Origin of the sequence: Methylomonas sp. EFPC1 (genome assembly GCF_016925515.1) — a bacterium.
GTDB lineage: Bacteria > Pseudomonadota > Gammaproteobacteria > Methylococcales > Methylomonadaceae > Methylomonas > Methylomonas defluvii.
This window is the reverse complement of the sequence record NZ_CP070494.1, coordinates 1,944,488-1,961,324: the sequence shown is the minus strand read 5'-3', so window position 1 is coordinate 1,961,324 and position 16,837 is coordinate 1,944,488. Positions and strand designations below refer to the sequence as shown.

General features: G+C 52.7%; 13 protein-coding genes. 4 read left to right on the top strand and 9 right to left on the bottom strand.

The features are described 5' to 3' along the window. Nucleotides 1-7 precede the first annotated feature (7 nt). The 8 genes from JWZ98_RS09070 to JWZ98_RS09035 form a co-directional block, all read right to left on the bottom strand. Nucleotides 8-1,549 (bottom strand): glycosyltransferase family 39 protein, encoded by a 1,542-nt coding sequence (locus tag JWZ98_RS09070; RefSeq protein WP_240348284.1) that lies wholly within the window; start codon nucleotides 1,547-1,549, stop codon nucleotides 8-10. A gap of 6 nt (nucleotides 1,550-1,555) precedes the next feature. Next, complete coding sequence (gene recJ / locus JWZ98_RS09065) at nucleotides 1,556-3,301, bottom strand: single-stranded-DNA-specific exonuclease RecJ (RefSeq protein ID WP_205454419.1); 1,746 nt, start codon at nucleotides 3,299-3,301, stop codon at nucleotides 1,556-1,558. 54 nt (nucleotides 3,302-3,355) lie between these two features. Then, nucleotides 3,356-4,450: a threonine synthase gene (thrC, locus tag JWZ98_RS09060; RefSeq protein ID WP_205454034.1), complete on the bottom strand. Its 1,095-nt coding sequence runs from the start codon at nucleotides 4,448-4,450 to the stop codon at nucleotides 3,356-3,358. 2 nt (nucleotides 4,451-4,452) lie between these two features. After that, entirely contained in the window at nucleotides 4,453-5,763 is a 1,311-nt protein-coding gene (locus JWZ98_RS09055) for a homoserine dehydrogenase (protein WP_205454033.1), read from the bottom strand. Between the two features lie 37 nt (nucleotides 5,764-5,800). Then, the gene (alaC, locus tag JWZ98_RS09050) at nucleotides 5,801-6,985 is read right to left on the bottom strand and encodes an alanine transaminase (protein ID WP_205454032.1); all 1,185 of its coding nucleotides are present in this window, start codon (nucleotides 6,983-6,985) and stop codon (nucleotides 5,801-5,803) included. A 126-nt stretch (nucleotides 6,986-7,111) separates the two neighbouring features. Next, the gene (locus tag JWZ98_RS09045) at nucleotides 7,112-7,270 is read right to left on the bottom strand and encodes a hypothetical protein (protein WP_205454031.1); all 159 of its coding nucleotides are present in this window, start codon (nucleotides 7,268-7,270) and stop codon (nucleotides 7,112-7,114) included. A gap of 79 nt (nucleotides 7,271-7,349) precedes the next feature. Next, nucleotides 7,350-8,468: a GNAT family N-acetyltransferase/peptidase C39 family protein gene (locus tag JWZ98_RS09040; RefSeq protein ID WP_205454030.1), complete on the bottom strand. Its 1,119-nt coding sequence runs from the start codon at nucleotides 8,466-8,468 to the stop codon at nucleotides 7,350-7,352. After that, entirely contained in the window at nucleotides 8,465-9,562 is a 1,098-nt protein-coding gene (locus tag JWZ98_RS09035; RefSeq protein ID WP_346015192.1) for a DUF2817 domain-containing protein, read from the bottom strand. The genes JWZ98_RS09040 and JWZ98_RS09035 overlap by 4 nt, the downstream gene beginning before the upstream one ends. Before the next feature lie 162 nt (nucleotides 9,563-9,724). On the opposite strand from JWZ98_RS09035, the gene JWZ98_RS09030 reads away from it, so the two are divergent. From JWZ98_RS09030 to JWZ98_RS09015, 4 genes are all read left to right on the top strand, one after another. Then, on the top strand, nucleotides 9,725-11,203 hold the full coding sequence (locus tag JWZ98_RS09030) for a RimK family protein (protein WP_205454029.1): 1,479 nt from the start codon (nucleotides 9,725-9,727) through the stop codon (nucleotides 11,201-11,203). Then, on the top strand, nucleotides 11,200-12,108 hold the full coding sequence (locus tag JWZ98_RS09025; RefSeq protein WP_101055489.1) for a PfkB family carbohydrate kinase: 909 nt from the start codon (nucleotides 11,200-11,202) through the stop codon (nucleotides 12,106-12,108). Before JWZ98_RS09030 ends, JWZ98_RS09025 begins: the two co-directional genes overlap by 4 nt. Nucleotides 12,109-12,454: 346 nt before the next feature. Then, nucleotides 12,455-14,566, top strand: coding sequence for a RecQ family ATP-dependent DNA helicase (locus JWZ98_RS09020; RefSeq protein WP_101055488.1), 2,112 nt, complete (start codon nucleotides 12,455-12,457; stop codon nucleotides 14,564-14,566). Continuing rightward, entirely contained in the window at nucleotides 14,566-15,897 is a 1,332-nt protein-coding gene (locus tag JWZ98_RS09015) for a DNA-processing protein DprA (RefSeq protein WP_101055487.1), read from the top strand. The genes JWZ98_RS09020 and JWZ98_RS09015 overlap by 1 nt, the downstream gene beginning before the upstream one ends. Before the next feature lie 39 nt (nucleotides 15,898-15,936). Here JWZ98_RS09015 and JWZ98_RS09010 read toward each other — a convergent pair whose 3' ends face one another. Then, entirely contained in the window at nucleotides 15,937-16,821 is an 885-nt protein-coding gene (locus tag JWZ98_RS09010; protein WP_205454028.1) for a LysR family transcriptional regulator, read from the bottom strand. Nucleotides 16,822-16,837 lie beyond the last annotated feature (16 nt).

The window sequence follows — 16,837 nt, the reverse complement described above, 5'->3', positions numbered from 1 at the left end:
CGCGCGTCTAATTTTCCGATGGGGCATAGCTTTCCTTATCCAATGTTAGCCGGACGGTTTCCGGCCAAAACTTCAGGTTTTCACCTAAATACAGGTAATACGGGGAACTCGGCTTGGCAGGATTGGGGATTTGCGCCAAGAAGCGAAAATTTTGAAACGCCGCTTTCAATTCTGCGGGTAGGTTTTCCTCCGAGGTTTCACCCAGCACAAAGCCGTTTTTGCCTACAAACGCCTGCGGACCAAGCCAAACTTCGTATTGCGACGTCACCACACCACTGGGTTCGTAACGATAAACCTGGGGATGATCGGGTAAATAAAACGCCAACTCGCTCGCCAGATAACGATGGCCCAAGGCTACCACAAAGGTGTTATCCAGATTGGGCAAACTGATCAAGCGCTCGAAATGCACGTTAATCGCCAACTCCTGCCAGCTGTTAAAACGCTTGGTGGGATCGAACGCGGTGTTTTGTAATTTAAACACTTGCAAGACGATGGGCAGCGAATAGGTCAACAGCACCATCGCCAAACCCAGCACGACGCCGTATTTCAAAGCTTTTTTCCAGGCACCGGCCAGCCAGTTGCCCGCCAACAAAATCAAACCGGTGAAATAAAACGGCATGGGCCAATTGCCTTGGGCTTTTTGCAGCACGCTGAGCAGCAAAACCCCCAGTAACAAGGCTGGCCCCATCAATAGTAAAAAGCGTTGCTCCGCTGCCAGGCGCTTAAAATTGAACGCAGCTTGCGCGCTGCTAATCAGCACCAGCACAAACAGCACCGGCGAGACCAGTAACAGCTGGTAAAGCAGAAAATCTCGGGCCCATTGTAAGTGTTTAAGCACGCTAACCGGTTCATGGTTACCGAAATGGCCTTTGCTATGCCCAAACATCACCCAGTCGTGTTGCTGGTTCCACCATAAAATCGGCACTGCCGCGATCGCAATAGGGCTTAAATAAATCAGAAACTCTTTTTTCAACAGCCCCCGGCGCTGCTTATCCAAGGCTAAAAAGATCAGTAACATTAACGGCAAGATCAATGCCGATTGCTTGCTCAACAAGGCAGCGGCACTTGCCAAACCAGCCCAACACCAGGCACGCGCTTGATTGTCGAACAGTGCCCGTCTTAAATAGTAAACGGTGATTATCCAGAAACAATACAGCGGCGCGTCGATGGTCATCAGGAAGTTGGCCAACACATTGATCGGCGTCGCCAACACCAGCAACAGCGCCAAAGCCCCGCCGCGCGCACCGTAAAATGCCTTGGCCGTGGCGTGAAAATACCCCAGAAATACTGTACCCAACAACAGCGCCGGCAAACGCACGGTAAACGTATGATCGCCCAATAACCAGGTAAACGCACCGATCAGCCAGGCGATCATCGGCGGCTTGCTGTAATAGCACCAGTCCGGTCGCCGCGACCAATCCCAGTAGTAGCTTTCATCGCCGATCAAATCAAAGCCATTGATCAGCAAAAATCCGCCACGCAACAACATAATCGCCAGCAGCAAAGCCAGCGTATGTGAATCTATCCAGCGTAACAGTCTCTCAGACATAGGCTTTTATTCCCATTTCTCCAGATAATGTAACAACAGTTGCAGACTGCGTTGCCCGCGAAATTCGTTAATATCCAACTTATAGGCCGCGTTGATTTTTCGGCAACCCAGCCATTTTTCCGGGTGATCGGCAAAAAACGCTATCGCATCCAACAACTGGCCGCTAAACGGCAAGCGCAACACAAACTTTAAATGCTGCTGCCCGACGATGCGGCATTGGATCACATCGAATACGCCATTAAATACCGGTTCCGGGAAGGTTTGCCCCCACACCGCCGCCTGCTGGAGCGTTTCCGCGAAAGCCAAAGTCATGTGCTGCTCATCCAATTCGCCGTCGGAATAGACCTTCTGCTCCAGATCCACCAACTCCAGTTTCGCCGCCACTGTCTCGGCAAAAGCCAGGGCAAAATGCGGATAATCGTGTAGTTTAATCGTCAGACCCGCCGCCATCGCATGACCGCCGAACTTGCTTAATATCTGCGGATGCCTGGCTGCAATTTCGCTGAGTACATCGCGGATATGCACCCCATTGATGGAGCGCGCCGAGCCCTTGATGTCGCCGTTATCAGCTGGCGCAAAGGCGATAACCGGTCTATGCAGTCGATCCTTGATCCGCGACGCCAGGATGCCGATTACCCCTTGATGCCAATTGCCGTCATATAAACACACACCAGCCGGTACGTGTTTTTCATCCAGAGCCTTCATTTCCGCCAGCAAAGCCATGGCCTCGGTCTTCATCTGCCCTTCGACTTCTTTTCGATCCTGGTTCAAGGCATGCAATTGTTCGGCTATATCATGTGCCAAGCCGGCATCGTCGGTCAGCAAGCACTGAATGCCTAAGGACATATCGTCCATCCGTCCGGCCGCGTTCAAACGCGGTGCGATGGAAAAACCTAAATCGCTGGCATGTATGCCGGACAACTGCTTGCCGGCGACCTCTGCCAAAGCCTTGATACCGGGCTGACATTGTCCGGAGCGGATACGCAATAAGCCTTGATGCACCAAAATCCGGTTGACCTGATCCAAAGCCACCACGTCGGCGACAGTGCCCAAGGCTACATAATCTAAAAGTCGCGCCAGATTCGGCTCAGGGATGCCGGTTTTTTCAAACCAATGCAATTCGCGTAAACGAATCCGCAAGGCCATCAAAATATAAAACATCACCCCTACGCCGGCGACGTTTCGGCTTGGAAACTTATCGTCAGGCAAATTGGGATTGACGACGGCATCGGCGTCCGGCAGTTCCAGTCCTGGTAAATGGTGATCGGTAATCAACACCCTGATACCAGCAGCCTTGGCGGCTTTGACACCGTCAATACTGGATATGCCATTGTCCACAGTGACGATAATATCGGGGCTCTGCCGCTTCACCAACTCCACAATTTCCGGCGTCAAGCCATAACCGTATTCAAAACGGTTGGGCACCACAAAATCCACGGCTTTCGCCCCGAGCAGCGCGAAGCCTTTTAAAGCTAGGGCGCAGCTGGTGGCGCCGTCGGCATCAAAATCGGCGACCACGGTAATTTTTTGCTGCTGTTTGATCGCCGACACCAAATGCTCGACCATCTCCTTCATACCGGTCAGCAGCCACGGCGAAGGCAAACTCGCCAGACTCCGATCCAATTCATCGGCACTCTGCACACCACGACTGCTAAAAATCCGTTGCAGCACCGGGTCCATCTCGCCAAAGTGCGGATTTTTAGTCTGCACCGGTCGGGGCAGAATGACTTTCTTAACGCTTTGCAAATACATATCAGGCAATAAAAAAGCCGGCAATTGCCGGCTTGTCGATGCTCATCGCTAGACTCACATCGAATCCAGAATGGCTTTTTTCACCGCGTCCAGCGTCGCGTCTATCGTGATGGGTTGATCGTCCTTGCATTGCGCAATGGCGGTATCGGGATCTTTAATGCCGTTACCGGTCAAGGTACAGACTATCTTGCTACCTTCCGGAATATTGCCATTGGCGATGTCTTGCAAGGCGCCCGCCAGTGAGGTGGCGGAAGCAGGCTCACAGAAGATACCTTCATAGGCGGAGAGCATTTTTTGCGCGGCCAGAATTTGCGGATCAGTGAACGATGCGAACCAACCGCCGGATTGTTTCTGCGCGGTCCAAGCCCCGTCCCAAGATTGCGGATTACCGATGCGGATTGCCGTAGCGACTGTTTCCGGATTTTCCACTGGGTGACCCGCTAAAAACGGCGCGGCGCCGGCCGCTTGATAGCCGCACATCACCGGACGTTTTTTGGTCACGGCTTTATGGGTGGCAGTATCGGTTGAATATTCTTTATAGCCCTTCCAATACGCGGTGATATTGCCGGCGTTACCCACGGGCAAGCAGTGGAAATCTGGCGCATCGCCCAAGGCATCGACAATTTCGAACGCCGCAGTTTTTTGGCCGTCGATCCGATAAGGATTGATCGAGTTAACGATGGTTACCGGCGCATGATCGGCAATTTCCTTAACAATAGACATGCCGGCGTCGAAATTGCCTTTAATCTGAATGATCTTGGCGCCGTACATCATAGTTTGCGCCAACTTGCCCAGCGCTATCTTGCCTTCAGGAATCAAGACGAAGGCGCGAATGCCAGCCCGCACCGCATACGCGGCAGCGGCCGCCGAGGTATTGCCGGTGGACGCGCAAATAATGGCTTGACTGCCCTCTTCCACGGCCTTGGTCACCGCCATGGTCATACCTCGATCTTTAAACGAACCGGTCGGATTTAGGCCTTCGAATTTCACATAAATATCCACATCCTTACCGATCAAGCGCGGAATATTTTGCAGTTGAATCAGCGGGGTATTGCCCTCGCAAAGACTAATCAGCCGGGTGTCGGCGGAGACCGGCAAGCGGTCGCGGTAGCGTTCGATGATGCCTGTGTAGCGTGTTTGCGTTGTCATTATTATCCTAGAGTTTCCAAGCGAATCCGCGCCACTTTACCGCTGACTGTCGCCAGCGCTTCGATGGCAGCAATCGCGGCGTTCATTTCTTTTTCCAGCGTCAGTTGCGTCAGCATGATGATCGGCACGGAAGTCTCGCCTTGCGGCGGTTCCTTTTGAATCAAAGCTTCAATGCTGATGTTGTGCGCCGCCAAAATCCGGGTCACATCGGCTAACACGCCGGGCTTGTCCTCGGCAGTCAGGCGCAAGTAATAGGCGGTTTTGATGTGCTCGGCAGGCAATACCGGTATATCGGCAATGGCATCGGCCTGGAACGCCAGATGCGGCACCCGGTTCTCCGGATCGCTGGTCATCGCTCGGACTACATCGACCAAATCCGCTACCACGGCTGACGCCGTAGGCTCGGCGCCCGCGCCGGCACCGTAGTATAAGGTGGGGCCGACCGCGTCGCCGCAGACCAACACCGCATTCATCACGCCGTCGACATTGGCGATCAAGCGGCGTTTGGGAATCAGAGTTGGATGCACGCGCAACTCGATGCCGTCCTCGGTCTTGCGGGCGATACCCAGATTCTTGATTCGGTAACCCAGTGCTTCAGCATATTCGACGTCGAGGCGGGTAATCTTGGTGATACCTTCGGTGAAGACTTTCTCGAACTGCAATGGGATGCCGAAAGCGATTGAGGCCAAGATAGTCAATTTATGCCCGGCATCGATACCTTCCACGTCAAAGGTGGGATCGGCTTCTGCGTAACCCAAGGCCTGGGCTTCGGCCAAGACGTCGGCAAAATCGCGACCCTTGTCGCGCATTTCGGTGAGGATGAAATTACCGGTGCCGTTGATGATACCGGCCAACCATTTGATGCGGTTACCGGCCAGGCCTTCGCGGATGGCTTTGATGATAGGGATGCCGCCAGCTACCGCCGCTTCGAACAATACCATCACGCCTTTTTTGCTGGCTTCGGCGAAGATCTCATTGCCGTGCAAGGCAATCAGGGCTTTGTTGGCGGTGACCACGTGTTTGCCGTTGGCAATTGCTGTTAACACCAGTTGCTTGGCCAGATCGTAGCCGCCGATTAGCTCGACGACCACATCGATGTCCGGGTCGTTAACGATTTCGAACGGATCGGCCGTTAAGATAATGCCATCGGTAGCGCAAATCCGCGTCCGGTTCAGGTCGCGCGCAGAGGCGCGGGTGACCACGATTTCACGGCCGGCCCGGCGAGCTATTTCCCCGGCATTCCTTTTCAGTACGTTGACGGTACCGCCACCGACGGTACCCAATCCCAAAACCCCAACTGTTACCGGCTTCAAACCTGACTCCTAGCGTTATACCCAAAAATGGCGGCGATTATACTACGTTGTCTTTTTTCAGCATATTGCGGATGCTGCGCAAGGCCTGCCGGGTTCTGTGCTCGTTTTCGATCAAACTAAAGCGAATATGGTCGTCGCCGTGCTGCCCAAAACCAATGCCGGGCGATACCGCGACTTTAGCATCAATGATCAATTTCTTGGCAAACTCGATGGAGCCTATTTCCCGATAGGCTTCCGGAATTTTGGCCCAGACAAACATCGTGGCCTTGGGCTTTTCCACGTGCCAACCCATCGCGTTCAAGCCGTCGCACAGCACGTCGCGTCGCGCTTTGTACATGTCGCAGATTTCTTTCACACAATCTTGCGGCCCTTCCAATGCAGTAATCGCCGCAACCTGGATCGGTGTGAACGTGCCGTAGTCCATATACGATTTGATCCGGGTCAACGCCGCTACCAGGGTTGGATTGCCGCACATGAAGCCAACCCGCCAGCCGGGCATGTTGTAGCTTTTTGACAGGGAGAAAAATTCGACGGCGATGTCTTTCGCCCCTTCCACTTGCAGTATCGACGGCGCTACGTAGCCGTCAAACACGATGTCGGCGTAAGCGATGTCGTGGACGATCCAGATATTGTGTTCCTTACAGATCGCCACCACTTTTTCGAAGAAATCCAGCTCCACGCATTGGCAGGTCGGATTACCTGGAAAATTCAGAATCAACATCTTCGGCTTTGGCCAAGACTCGGCAATCCCTTTTCGCAATTCCTCGAAGAAATCCACTCCCGGGGTCAACGGCACATGGCGAATATCCGCGCCGGCAATCACCACGCCATAGGGATGAATCGGGTAAGCCGGATTCGGCACCAATACTACGTCGCCAGGGCCCAAGGTTGCCAGAGCCAAATGCGACAAACCTTCTTTAGAGCCTATCGTGACGATGGCTTCGGTATTGAAATCCAAGTCAACGTCGAAACGTTTTTTGTACCAGCCGCAAATCGCCTTGCGCAATCTGGGGATACCTTTGGAAACCGAATAACGATGGGTATCGTCGCGTTGCGCCACCTCCAGCATTTTGTCGAGAATATGCTGGGGCGTGGGCTGGTCCGGATTGCCCATCCCAAAATCGATAACATCCTCGCCCTCCGCTCGGGCTTTGGCTTTCAGCTCGTTAACGATGTTAAAAACGTAAGGCGGCAGGCGGCTAATGCGATGAAATTCTTCCATTAATGACTCTTGAAATTCTGGTTTTGAAGACGGCTTCTAAAGAAAGCCGGCTAAGGTACTGTTGTTGCGGGGCGATGTCAATTTCGGTGCAGCGGTACGCGCCCGAAAATCGCTATCGGGCGAAGCTTATGGTTTTACGGCAGTAGTTGACGCAACTTGAGCGGCATCTGCTTGCTGCTGATGCAGGTAAGAGCCACCGACTAGAAAAGTCAGTACCAATAGGTACAAAACCGCAGCGATATTTTTAACTTTCTTGCTGCCGTCGTCGTGATTACGGTCGTTCATGAATAAGGTCTCGTGAATATTCGTTGTTGCTGCGGCAATTGTAACGTCTGCCGAATCATCTGAGAACGAAAAGCTCGCATTATGCGCCCGACCGCACAATGACCGCGGTCCGCAACCGTGATTTGCCGAAACAGGACATGCGGTCGAAATCTTCGCGGGCGATGGGGATAAACTGGCAATCCAACTCATTCTGCCGGCCGTCGTCCGGGTCGGAATCGTGCATGTACAAACAATCCTTATCAAAGCCGCTCATTACCACCCAATGCGGGGCTTTTTTGCGATCCATCGAAAAGGTACTGATCAAAATGATCGGGATTGCTCCGGATTCGAACGCGGCTATCAAGTCGTTCTGCGTGACGTTGGCATAATGAATCGCCACACCCTGCTCCGCCGCTTCGCGCTTGAAACAGGTATCGACCAGCTCGACGATCTGCTTTTTATCCTCGCTGCGCACGCTATCGATAAACAAGGGGCCGGTTTGATTGATCCATACTTCCACCACGAATTGCCGGCGTTTGGCAGCCAGTGCCAAACCGATGGGATGACAACCACCGTGCCCGGAAGTCATAAAAATAGTCGTGGCTTCGCGCCATAACTCGATTTCTTGCTCGCGCGACGGCAAATAGCTTTTGTTCAAAGCGTGCATCGCCATCATCAGCGCCGCCGGGCCGCAGGTAAACGGCGTGGTTTGCCGCAGCCAGTGCACCGAACGATGCTGCGGCGTATCACGGTAACGGCGGATGCGCTTTTGATAGCGCAACGCATCTCTATGGTCTTGGTAATAATCGCGATACAAACCAAACTTTTGAAAACCCAGCGCCTCGTATAAACGGATGGCCGGCGTGTTATCCACACTGACTTCCAGACGCAGATACAAACGGCCATCATCGCGCGCGGCTTGCTCGCCGGCCAGCATTAAGGTCTTGGCAATGCCCTTGCCGCGCAGCTGCGGCGCCACGGCCAGCGAATAAATCCGCGCCAAGCGGGTGCCGGGGTGATAAATGATCAAAATATAGCCGGCGACCAGCCCCGCCCATTCCGCTAATAACAGGGCGCGATGATCGGAACTTAACCAATGCCGGAAACTGCGCCGGCTTAATTTGTCGGTGGCAAAGCTGGCATTTTCCAAGGCTACCAAGCCCTCCAGATCGGCGCTTTGCGCCGGCCGCACCGCCAACTCGTTGGCTAAAGCTGTCACAAGGACACTCCGCGCAGCGCCTGACCCAGTACTTGCCGCGCGCGGAACAACACCATTTCCTGCCAGGCATTGTCGTTGGGACAGAAATGCCGGCGCATTTCCATACTGTGCGCAAAACGTTGATCGTTAAAATCCTCGGCAGCCCACAGTTGATGATCGCGCAGCAACACTTCAAACAAGTGGTCGGTGCTATACGTACCAAACTCCAGCGTCACATAACAACTTTGCGGGTTCATGTTGGCGTGCCACAGATAATCCAACAGGCCTAACTTGGGTACCGAACTAGACGTGCCCGCCAGCGGCAAGGTTACAGAATCGCCATACCAGCGTTGCGCAACCGCTGCCCCGGCACTGTCGGGCTGATGATCGCAGATAATCTCGCCGTAGCCGTAAGGGCCGAGGCCGGTATGCAAATCCACCACGGCCACGCGGCGTTGAGCCAGGCTGTGCCGATTAATCAAGTCCTCACAAACCAGCCGACCATGCGCCGGCGCACTGCCACCATAAAACGGCCCGGACGGGTCGCGGTATTGACCGCCACTGATGGCTTTTTCAAGCGCGACTCGACCGTATTGCCGGCTAAAATCAGCAAACGCCTGCTGTCTTTGGCCGGCATCCGCCACGAATAGCCATTCCCGCAACTTGTCGTAATCCGGGTTCTCCGGCAAGGGCTGGGAAAAATCGACCGCATTGCGATTCAAATCCACGCCGTCGCCGTCGCAGCGCCGCGACCAGGCATAGCCCCAGGGTGTTAAGGCGTGGACCAGCAATAGCGCCGTATCATTGGGAATATCTAGCTGGTGTTTGCTTAAGCCTTGCAGCACATCAAGCTGAATCGCGCTGCCCGCAAAACCTTCCACCCCGTGCGTCGCGGCAAGGCACACCACCACATTGTCCGCATGCTCATCGCCTATCCAGGCGGTATCTGTCAGCAAGGATTCTCCGTTCGGCCCCAGTCCGGCGCATTCGTAAATCTCGTGCCGCAGCGGCTGTTCTAGCTGATCGCTGAGCGACAACCAAGCCTCGCGTGCCTTGGCATAACTCGCCGGAAATACGCGGGTATCAATTTCAGTGCCGAATGGGGACAAACTCATCTGCATACTCAAATATTCGGAGACAGTAATTGCACAGTGTGGCAAACCCCTCTGCCGCAAGCAATAGGCATTCTTAAAGGGAATTGCAGAATTCGGCTTGTCTTAAAACTCGACAGGTTTCAAAATCCCCGCCTAACTTAAACCTACCGAGCATTTTTTACCATGGCAAGCACGCTGCTGGTCGTTGACGACCTTTCGGATTGGAATCCTTATTATCCTAGCGACCAAGTCGTCAGCTTTGAAGACTATCTGGCCAGCGAGCAAACTGATCCCGACCAGCGGGTGCGGGTTATCAACCTGTGCAGCAGTTACACCTATCTATCCGATGGCTACTACTGTTCGCTGCTGGCCGAAGCCCGCAATCACCATGTCATTCCGTCGGTTAAAGTCATCAACGACTTGGGCAAAAATGCCTTGTACCGCCTACAACTGGAAGACTTGAACCAGCCGCTGGCACGCGCATTCAAACATCAAAATAAAAACGGCGAAGTTACTTTGTATAGCTATTTCGGCACCACGCCGGAACCGGCTTTTCAAGAATTGGCGCGGCTATTGTTCGAGCGTTTTGCCTGCCCGATTCTGGAAATCAGCTTGCGCTTTGAGCAGAAATGGCAAATCACCGATCTAAAAGCCGTTTCCCCCAGGCTGTTGGACGATGCCATGCAGACCTTGTTCGCCGATGCGCTGGATCGCTTCAGCAAAAAGGTCTGGCGAAAAAGCCGGACCCGAAAAACCGCGCGCTATGATTTGGCGATTCTGATTAACCCCTCCGAACAATTACCGCCCAGCAATCGCGGTGCGCTGAAAAAATTTATCGATGCCGGCCGGCAATTGGGCATTGATGTGGAACTGATCACCCTGAATCATTACGGCCGCCTGCCGGAATTCGATGGCTTGTTCATTCGCGAGACCACCGCCATCGACCATCACACCTACCGGTTCGCCAAAAAAGCCGAAGCGGAAGGCTTGGTAGTGATCGACGATCCGACGTCTATCTTGCGCTGCGCCAACAAAGTCTATCTGGCCGACCTGTTTCGCACCCATAAAGTCCCCTCTCCCAAAACCTGGATCTTGCACAAGGGTAATACCCAACACCTGGATAATCTGGAAGCCATCGCGGGTTATCCGGTGGTGATTAAAATTCCGGACGGCTCATTCTCACGCGGCATCGTCAAAGTGCATAACCGCCAGGAACTGGAGGACAAAGTCGCCGAGTTATTCGAGCAATCGGCGCTGTTGCTGGCTCAGGAGTTTTTGTACACCGATTTTGATTGGCGCATCGGCATTTTCAATCAAAAAGCCTTGTACGCCTGCCGCTACTTCATGGTGAAAAACCATTGGCAGATTTACCGGCACGGCGCCAAACGCACCGACAGCGGCAACTTCGACACCCTGCCCACCTTCGAAGTACCCAAAGGCGTGCTGGACGCGGCGTTACGGGCCACGCAGCCAATAGGCAATGGCTTGTACGGCGTCGATGTCAAAGAAATCAAGGGCAAAGGCTATGTCATCGAAGTCAACGACAACCCCAGCATCGACAGCGGCGTGGAAGACAAATATCTGGGCGATGAATTGTACAAAGCCATCATGGGCGAATTTCTAAGGCGTATGGATAATCGCAGTAAAGGAGTCGCGCAATGACCGCCCATCCGCTCGACGTGCTTTGTATCGGCCATGCCAGTTACGACTTGGTATTTTCGGTGCCGCATCATCCCGGCGCGGATGAAAAAATCGTCGCCGACGATTTGCTGGGTTGCGGTGGTGGACCGGCCGCCAACGCCGCTGTAACGGTGTCTAAATTGGGAGGCAAAGCCGGCTTTTGCGGCTATTTGGGTAATGACGTGTACGGCGATAGTCATTTGCGGGAGTTGCAAGACCATGGCGTCGATACTCAGCTTATCGTACGCGGCATTTCACCGACCCCGTTATCGACGGTACTGGTCAAACCGAACGGCCAGCGCGCCTTAATCAATTACAAAGGACAAACCAGCGCCCTGCCCGCCACCGCTATCGACTTTGACGACCTAGCAGCCAAAGTGCTGTTGTTTGATGGTCACGAACCGCATATTTCCCTGCGCTTATTGAATCAGTTGTCCCACCCAGTACCGACGGTTTTAGACGCCGGCTCGCTGCACGACGGTACGCAGGCTCTGATGACTAATGTGGATTATCTGGTCTGTTCGGAAAAATTTGCGCTGCAATATGCCAGCGATGAAAACCTGGCCTTATCCAAACTAGCGCAAATTGCCCCGGTGGTAGTCATTACCCTCGGCGAACGCGGCTTGATCTGGCAACGCGGCCAGGAACGCGGCAGTTTAAACGCCCCGCCCATCGTCGCCATCGACACCACCGGTGCCGGGGATGCGTTTCATGGCGCCTTTGCCGCTGGCCTCGCCAAAGGCTTGAGCTGGGCAGAATTATTGCGTTACGCCAGCGTGGCCGGAGCTTTTTGCTGCACCGAAATGGGCGCCAGACCGGGTTTGCCTAGCTTCAGTGAACATCAGGAGCTGCTGACTAGCTGGTCGGTGAACGGTGAATCAAAATAGAGAAGACAGAAGGCTTTCCGTCTATTCTTCTTGCCAACCCTATGATCGAGTGATGCAAATAATGAATAAGCGAGTGGAATTGATGCATAGCACCTCAATGGAAGGCCTGTTTTCAACATCGCTCTAGTAAATTGCACTCTGATTGAGTTGTATCCAAAATCGAAAATAGCTGTCCGTTCAGGTGAATTGTCTGCAATCAATATCCCTAGGATTGTGCAAGCGAAGAATGAGGGAAATTGGAATAGGCGAATTGACGCAATCGACCCGCTGCGTTCTGTTGTTTTTTCTGAACCAATGGCTTTAACTTAATTAATATGCGGTCAGTGCAAAATTTAAAGGATTGATAATGAACCGAGACGAAGCCCAACAATTGCTACAAACTGCACTGGCCAACCCAGCCGCCGAGTTTCGCAATGGTCAATGGGAAGCTATTGATGCCCTGGTGAACCAACGCCAAAAACTACTGGTGCTACAGCGTACCGGATGGGGTAAAAGCTCGGTTTACTTCATCAGCACTAAAATCTTCCGAGATAGAGGCATGGGGCCTACGATTATTGTTTCTCCCTTGCTGGCTTTAATGCGCAACCAGATCGAATCCGCTCAGCGCTTGGGGATTGTGGCGGAAACAATGAATTCCACCAATACGGCGGATTGGCAAGCCGTGACTCAACGAATTTTGGCTAACGAAGTTGACTGCCTATTAATTTCACCAGAGCGATTGGCTAACGACACCTTTATCGAAACCGTCTTGCAGCCGATTGCTGATCGCATCGCCCTGATGGTGATTGATGAAGCACACTGTATTTCTGACTGGGGGCATGATTTCCGCCCCGATTACCGCCGTATCGTTAACATTCTTCGCCAATTGCCGCCTAATACTCCGGTGCTCGGTACCACTGCAACTGCCAATAACCGTGTAGTAGAAGATATTCAAACACAGTTGGGCAATATTCAGATCCAGCGAGGATCGCTGATTCGGAAAAGCTTGGCACTGCAAACCATGGTATTGCCGGATCAGGCGTCGCGGTTGGCATGGTTGGCACAGATTATTCCAACCATCCCCGGTACCGGCATTGTGTACACTCTGACGGTACGCGACGCCGAACAGGTTGCTCAGTGGCTGAGCGAAAACGGCATCAACGCCAAAGCCTATCATGGCAGTATCGAGGCCGACGGTTTCGAAAACAGCAATGTTTACCGGCAATTTCTCGAAGAGTTGCTAATAAACAATCAGCTCAAGGTATTGGTGGCTACCACGGCGTTGGGCATGGGCTACGACAAGCCGGATTTAAGTTTCGTAATTCACTACCAAGCACCGGGTTCCATTGTCGCCTACTACCAGCAGGTGGGACGAGCCGGGCGTGCGATTGACTATGCTGTGGGTGTGTTGATGTCCGGGGTGGAAGATCAAGATATTCACGAGTTCTTCAGGGATTCGGCTTTTCCCTCAGAAGCGCATGTTAACGAGATTTTGCAAGAGTTGGCACACAGTGATGGTCTGTCCACTTATGGTATTGAGGAACGGACGAATCTACGGCATGGACAAATCGAGAAAGTGTTGAAATTGCTCAGTGTGGAAAATCCGGCACCGGTGATTAAAGTCGGTAGCCAATGGCGCAGAACGCCTGTGCCCTATGCCATGGATCATGTTCGTATTGCTCACCTGACGCATCAGCGTGAACAGGAGTGGAGAGAGGTGCAAGCCTATCTGGGAGATGCGGGCTGCAAGATGACGTTTCTGCGCCGTGCCTTGGATGACCAAGATTTAACGCCTTGTGGCAAGTGTACTGCTTGCCTTGGACAGTCGGTTGTTAACCAGACAATCAACACTGTACTTGCCCATCAGGCAGCAACCTTTCTCAAGCATGCTGAAATAATAATTCACCCCAGAAAACAGGTTGCACCATCTAATGCCGAAACAGCAAGAGCATTTCCGATTTATCAGTTTCCTCGAAAACTTGGTGATTTGATGGCACAAGAAGGGCGTGTGTTATCTCGTTGGAAAGATGCCGGTTGGGGCCAAACGGTCGCCGACAATAAACATGTCGGCCATTTTAGTGATGAGCTAGTGGAAGCTATGGCTGAGATGATCCAGCAGCGCTGGCAACCAAACCCTGAGCCTGCTTGGGTTTGTTGTGTACCTTCGCGCAATCACCCTGAATTGGTGCCGGATTTCGCTCGTAGACTGGCTGCTCGGTTAGGTTTGCCGTTCATTGACGCCGTTAGCAAGGTGAAGAACAAACAGCCGCAAAAAGGACAAGAGAATAGTTTCCATCAATGCCGTAATCTGGACGGCGCTTTTGCTATCCAACAGCCCATACCTAATGATCCTGTCTTGTTGATCGATGACATTGTGGATTCGGGCTGGACCTTAACGGTGATCGCTGCCTTGTTACAACAAGCGGGCAGCGGCTGCGTTTATCCGGCAGCGCTCGCTTCCTCTTCGGTAAAAGATTGATGAATTTATCACCTACCGCCCAAGCTACACTTCTGTTAACCAGTTATTTCACCAAGGCAAGCAGCGACGATGTAAAACCGCTTACTAACGTCGAGTGGGGACGTTTTGCACTATGGTTAAAAGGGAACTCCACCACGCCAGCGGATTTGCTGGTAGCTGAGCCGAAATCATTGCTCAATGGTTGGCATGATTCACGTATCAGTATAGAGCGTGTTCTGCAATTGCTGAACCGGGGTCACAGCCTGGCCTTGGCGGTAGAAAAGTGGCAGCGTGCCGGCCTATGGGTAGTTACTCGTTCAGATCCTGAATATCCCAGACGACTAAAACAACGCCTGAAAACCGATTCGCCTCCCGTGTTGTTCGGTTGTGGTGACAAAGCCTTGTTGAATTCGGGCGGGCTAGCTGTGATCGGTTCCCGAAATGCCAGCGAAAGCGATTTATCGTTTACTGAGCAGGTGGGAGCTAAAGCAGCGGGTGAACGGATTGCCATTGTATCCGGCGGTGCCCGCGGGGTGGATGAAGCGGCCATGCTCGGCGCAGCGAAAAGCAGTGGGCTTGTCATCGGTGTAATGGCCGATAGCCTATTGAGGGCGGCAACCAGTGCCAAATGGCGAAAAGGTTTGATGGACGGCAATACGGTGCTGGTTTCGCCTTTTTACCCGGAAGCGGGATTTAGCGCGGGTAACGCGATGGCAAGGAATAAGTACATCTATTGTCTCGCAGATAGTTCCTTGGTTATTCACTCGGGCAAGAAAGGCGGCACCCTCAATGGCGCAGAAGAAAACTTGAAAAAGGGTTGGGTTCCATTGTGGGTAAAACCAAGCGATGACAAAAACGCTGCCAATGCCGATTTGGTTGCCAAAGGTGGGCGTTGGTGTGAGGCCGACATCCAACACTTCGATATTAGCGTCTTGCTGGTCTCTGATAACAAACCAGCGCATCAGCTAAAAGAAGCACAGGAAGATTTATTCTCTATTATTCAGAGCTCCAAACCAGTAGCACAACATGAACTATATAGTTCAGTAGATAAAGGTGTTGAGCAGGAAATGCCTGTTGTTAGCAATGCTACAGCGGAATCGATGCCGGATGAATACCAAGAATCGGTACCTCATGAAGAAGATGAATCTATGGGCATGCCTGTAGATTTTTATCAGTTTTTCTTGGATAGGTTACGCAGGCTGGCTGGAAATCCAGTTACTCTGGATGAGCTGATGCTGATTACTGGGCTGCATAAGTCGCAGCTCAATGATTGGCTGAATCGTGCTACTGACGATGGCGTGGTCAAAAAGTTTAATCGCCCAGTACGCTATCAATGTGTAGAGAAGACATGATAAGGGGATATTGATTTGTCACCCGACACCAAAAGCCCCCTACCGCTCGAAATACGCCAACAAAAAATCGATAAACGTAGTCAATTTGGCTGGATAAAAGCGCCGTTGCAGATAGGTAGCGTAAATGGCGATGGCCGGCCGGCGATATTGCCTGAGGATTTCTACCAGTTCGCCGCTTTGTAAATACGGAGCTACCGATAGTCTGGGCGCTTGCACGATGCCCATACCCAGAGCGGCCGCCTGACATAGCGCGCGCCCGTTATTGGACGCCAGCACCCAATCGGACTTAATTTTCTTCAATTCGCCGTCGACGTTGAACAACCAAAACTCGCCGTGCGGCGTGTCCACGTAATGCAGGCATTGATGATGACTGAGTTCGTCTATGGTTTGTGGACAGCCTTTTTCTGCTATGTAGGCCGGCGAGGCATAGGTACATAATTCGGTCTCGGCAATCTTGCGCGCCACCACGCCAGGGTCCAGGGTATCGGTCACCAGCAGGGAAATATCGAAACTGCCGACCCGCAAATTCGGCGGCCTGTTATCCAACGACATTAAAATCTTCACTTCCGGATAGCGCTTTATGTAAGCGTCGATGGCCGGCACCATGTACATGCCGCCGAAATCGATAGGCGCGCTGATTTTAATGGTGCCTTTCACCCGCTCGCCTGATTGTGCGGTAGACGCCTCCAAATCGGCCAAATCTTCCAGCAATTGCTTGCTGCGGTTATAGTAGGCCTCGCCGGCACTGGTCAGGCTTAGGCTACGGGTAGTGCGATGCAATAGCACCACCCCCAGAGACGCTTCCAATTGGGCAATGTATTTGCTGATCATCATGGTAGAAAGCTTCAGTTCTTTAGCGACTGCCGAGAAAGTGCCTAGCTCGACTATCCGGCAAAAAACGCGCATGTTGTTAAACTTATCCATTGAAGCATCCAATATA

Bases quoted from the DNA above. Each gene is read 5' to 3' on its own strand.
- JWZ98_RS09070 (WP_240348284.1), bottom strand. From the start codon at position 1,549: ATGTCTGAGAGACTGTTACGCTGGATAGATTCACATACGCTGGCTTTG.
- recJ (WP_205454419.1), bottom strand. From the start codon at position 3,301: ATGTATTTGCAAAGCGTTAAGAAAGTCATTCTGCCCCGACCGGTGCAG.
- thrC (WP_205454034.1), bottom strand. From the start codon at position 4,450: ATGACAACGCAAACACGCTACACAGGCATCATCGAACGCTACCGCGAC.
- alaC (WP_205454032.1), bottom strand. From the start codon at position 6,985: ATGGAAGAATTTCATCGCATTAGCCGCCTGCCGCCTTACGTTTTTAAC.
- JWZ98_RS09045 (WP_205454031.1), bottom strand. From the start codon at position 7,270: ATGAACGACCGTAATCACGACGACGGCAGCAAGAAAGTTAAAAATATC.
- JWZ98_RS09035 (WP_346015192.1), bottom strand. From the start codon at position 9,562: ATGAGTTTGTCCCCATTCGGCACTGAAATTGATACCCGCGTATTTCCG.
- JWZ98_RS09030 (WP_205454029.1), top strand. From the start codon at position 9,725: ATGGCAAGCACGCTGCTGGTCGTTGACGACCTTTCGGATTGGAATCCT.
- JWZ98_RS09025 (WP_101055489.1), top strand. From the start codon at position 11,200: ATGACCGCCCATCCGCTCGACGTGCTTTGTATCGGCCATGCCAGTTAC.
- JWZ98_RS09020 (WP_101055488.1), top strand. From the start codon at position 12,455: ATGAACCGAGACGAAGCCCAACAATTGCTACAAACTGCACTGGCCAAC.
- JWZ98_RS09015 (WP_101055487.1), top strand. From the start codon at position 14,566: ATGAATTTATCACCTACCGCCCAAGCTACACTTCTGTTAACCAGTTAT.
- JWZ98_RS09010 (WP_205454028.1), bottom strand. From the start codon at position 16,821: ATGGATAAGTTTAACAACATGCGCGTTTTTTGCCGGATAGTCGAGCTA.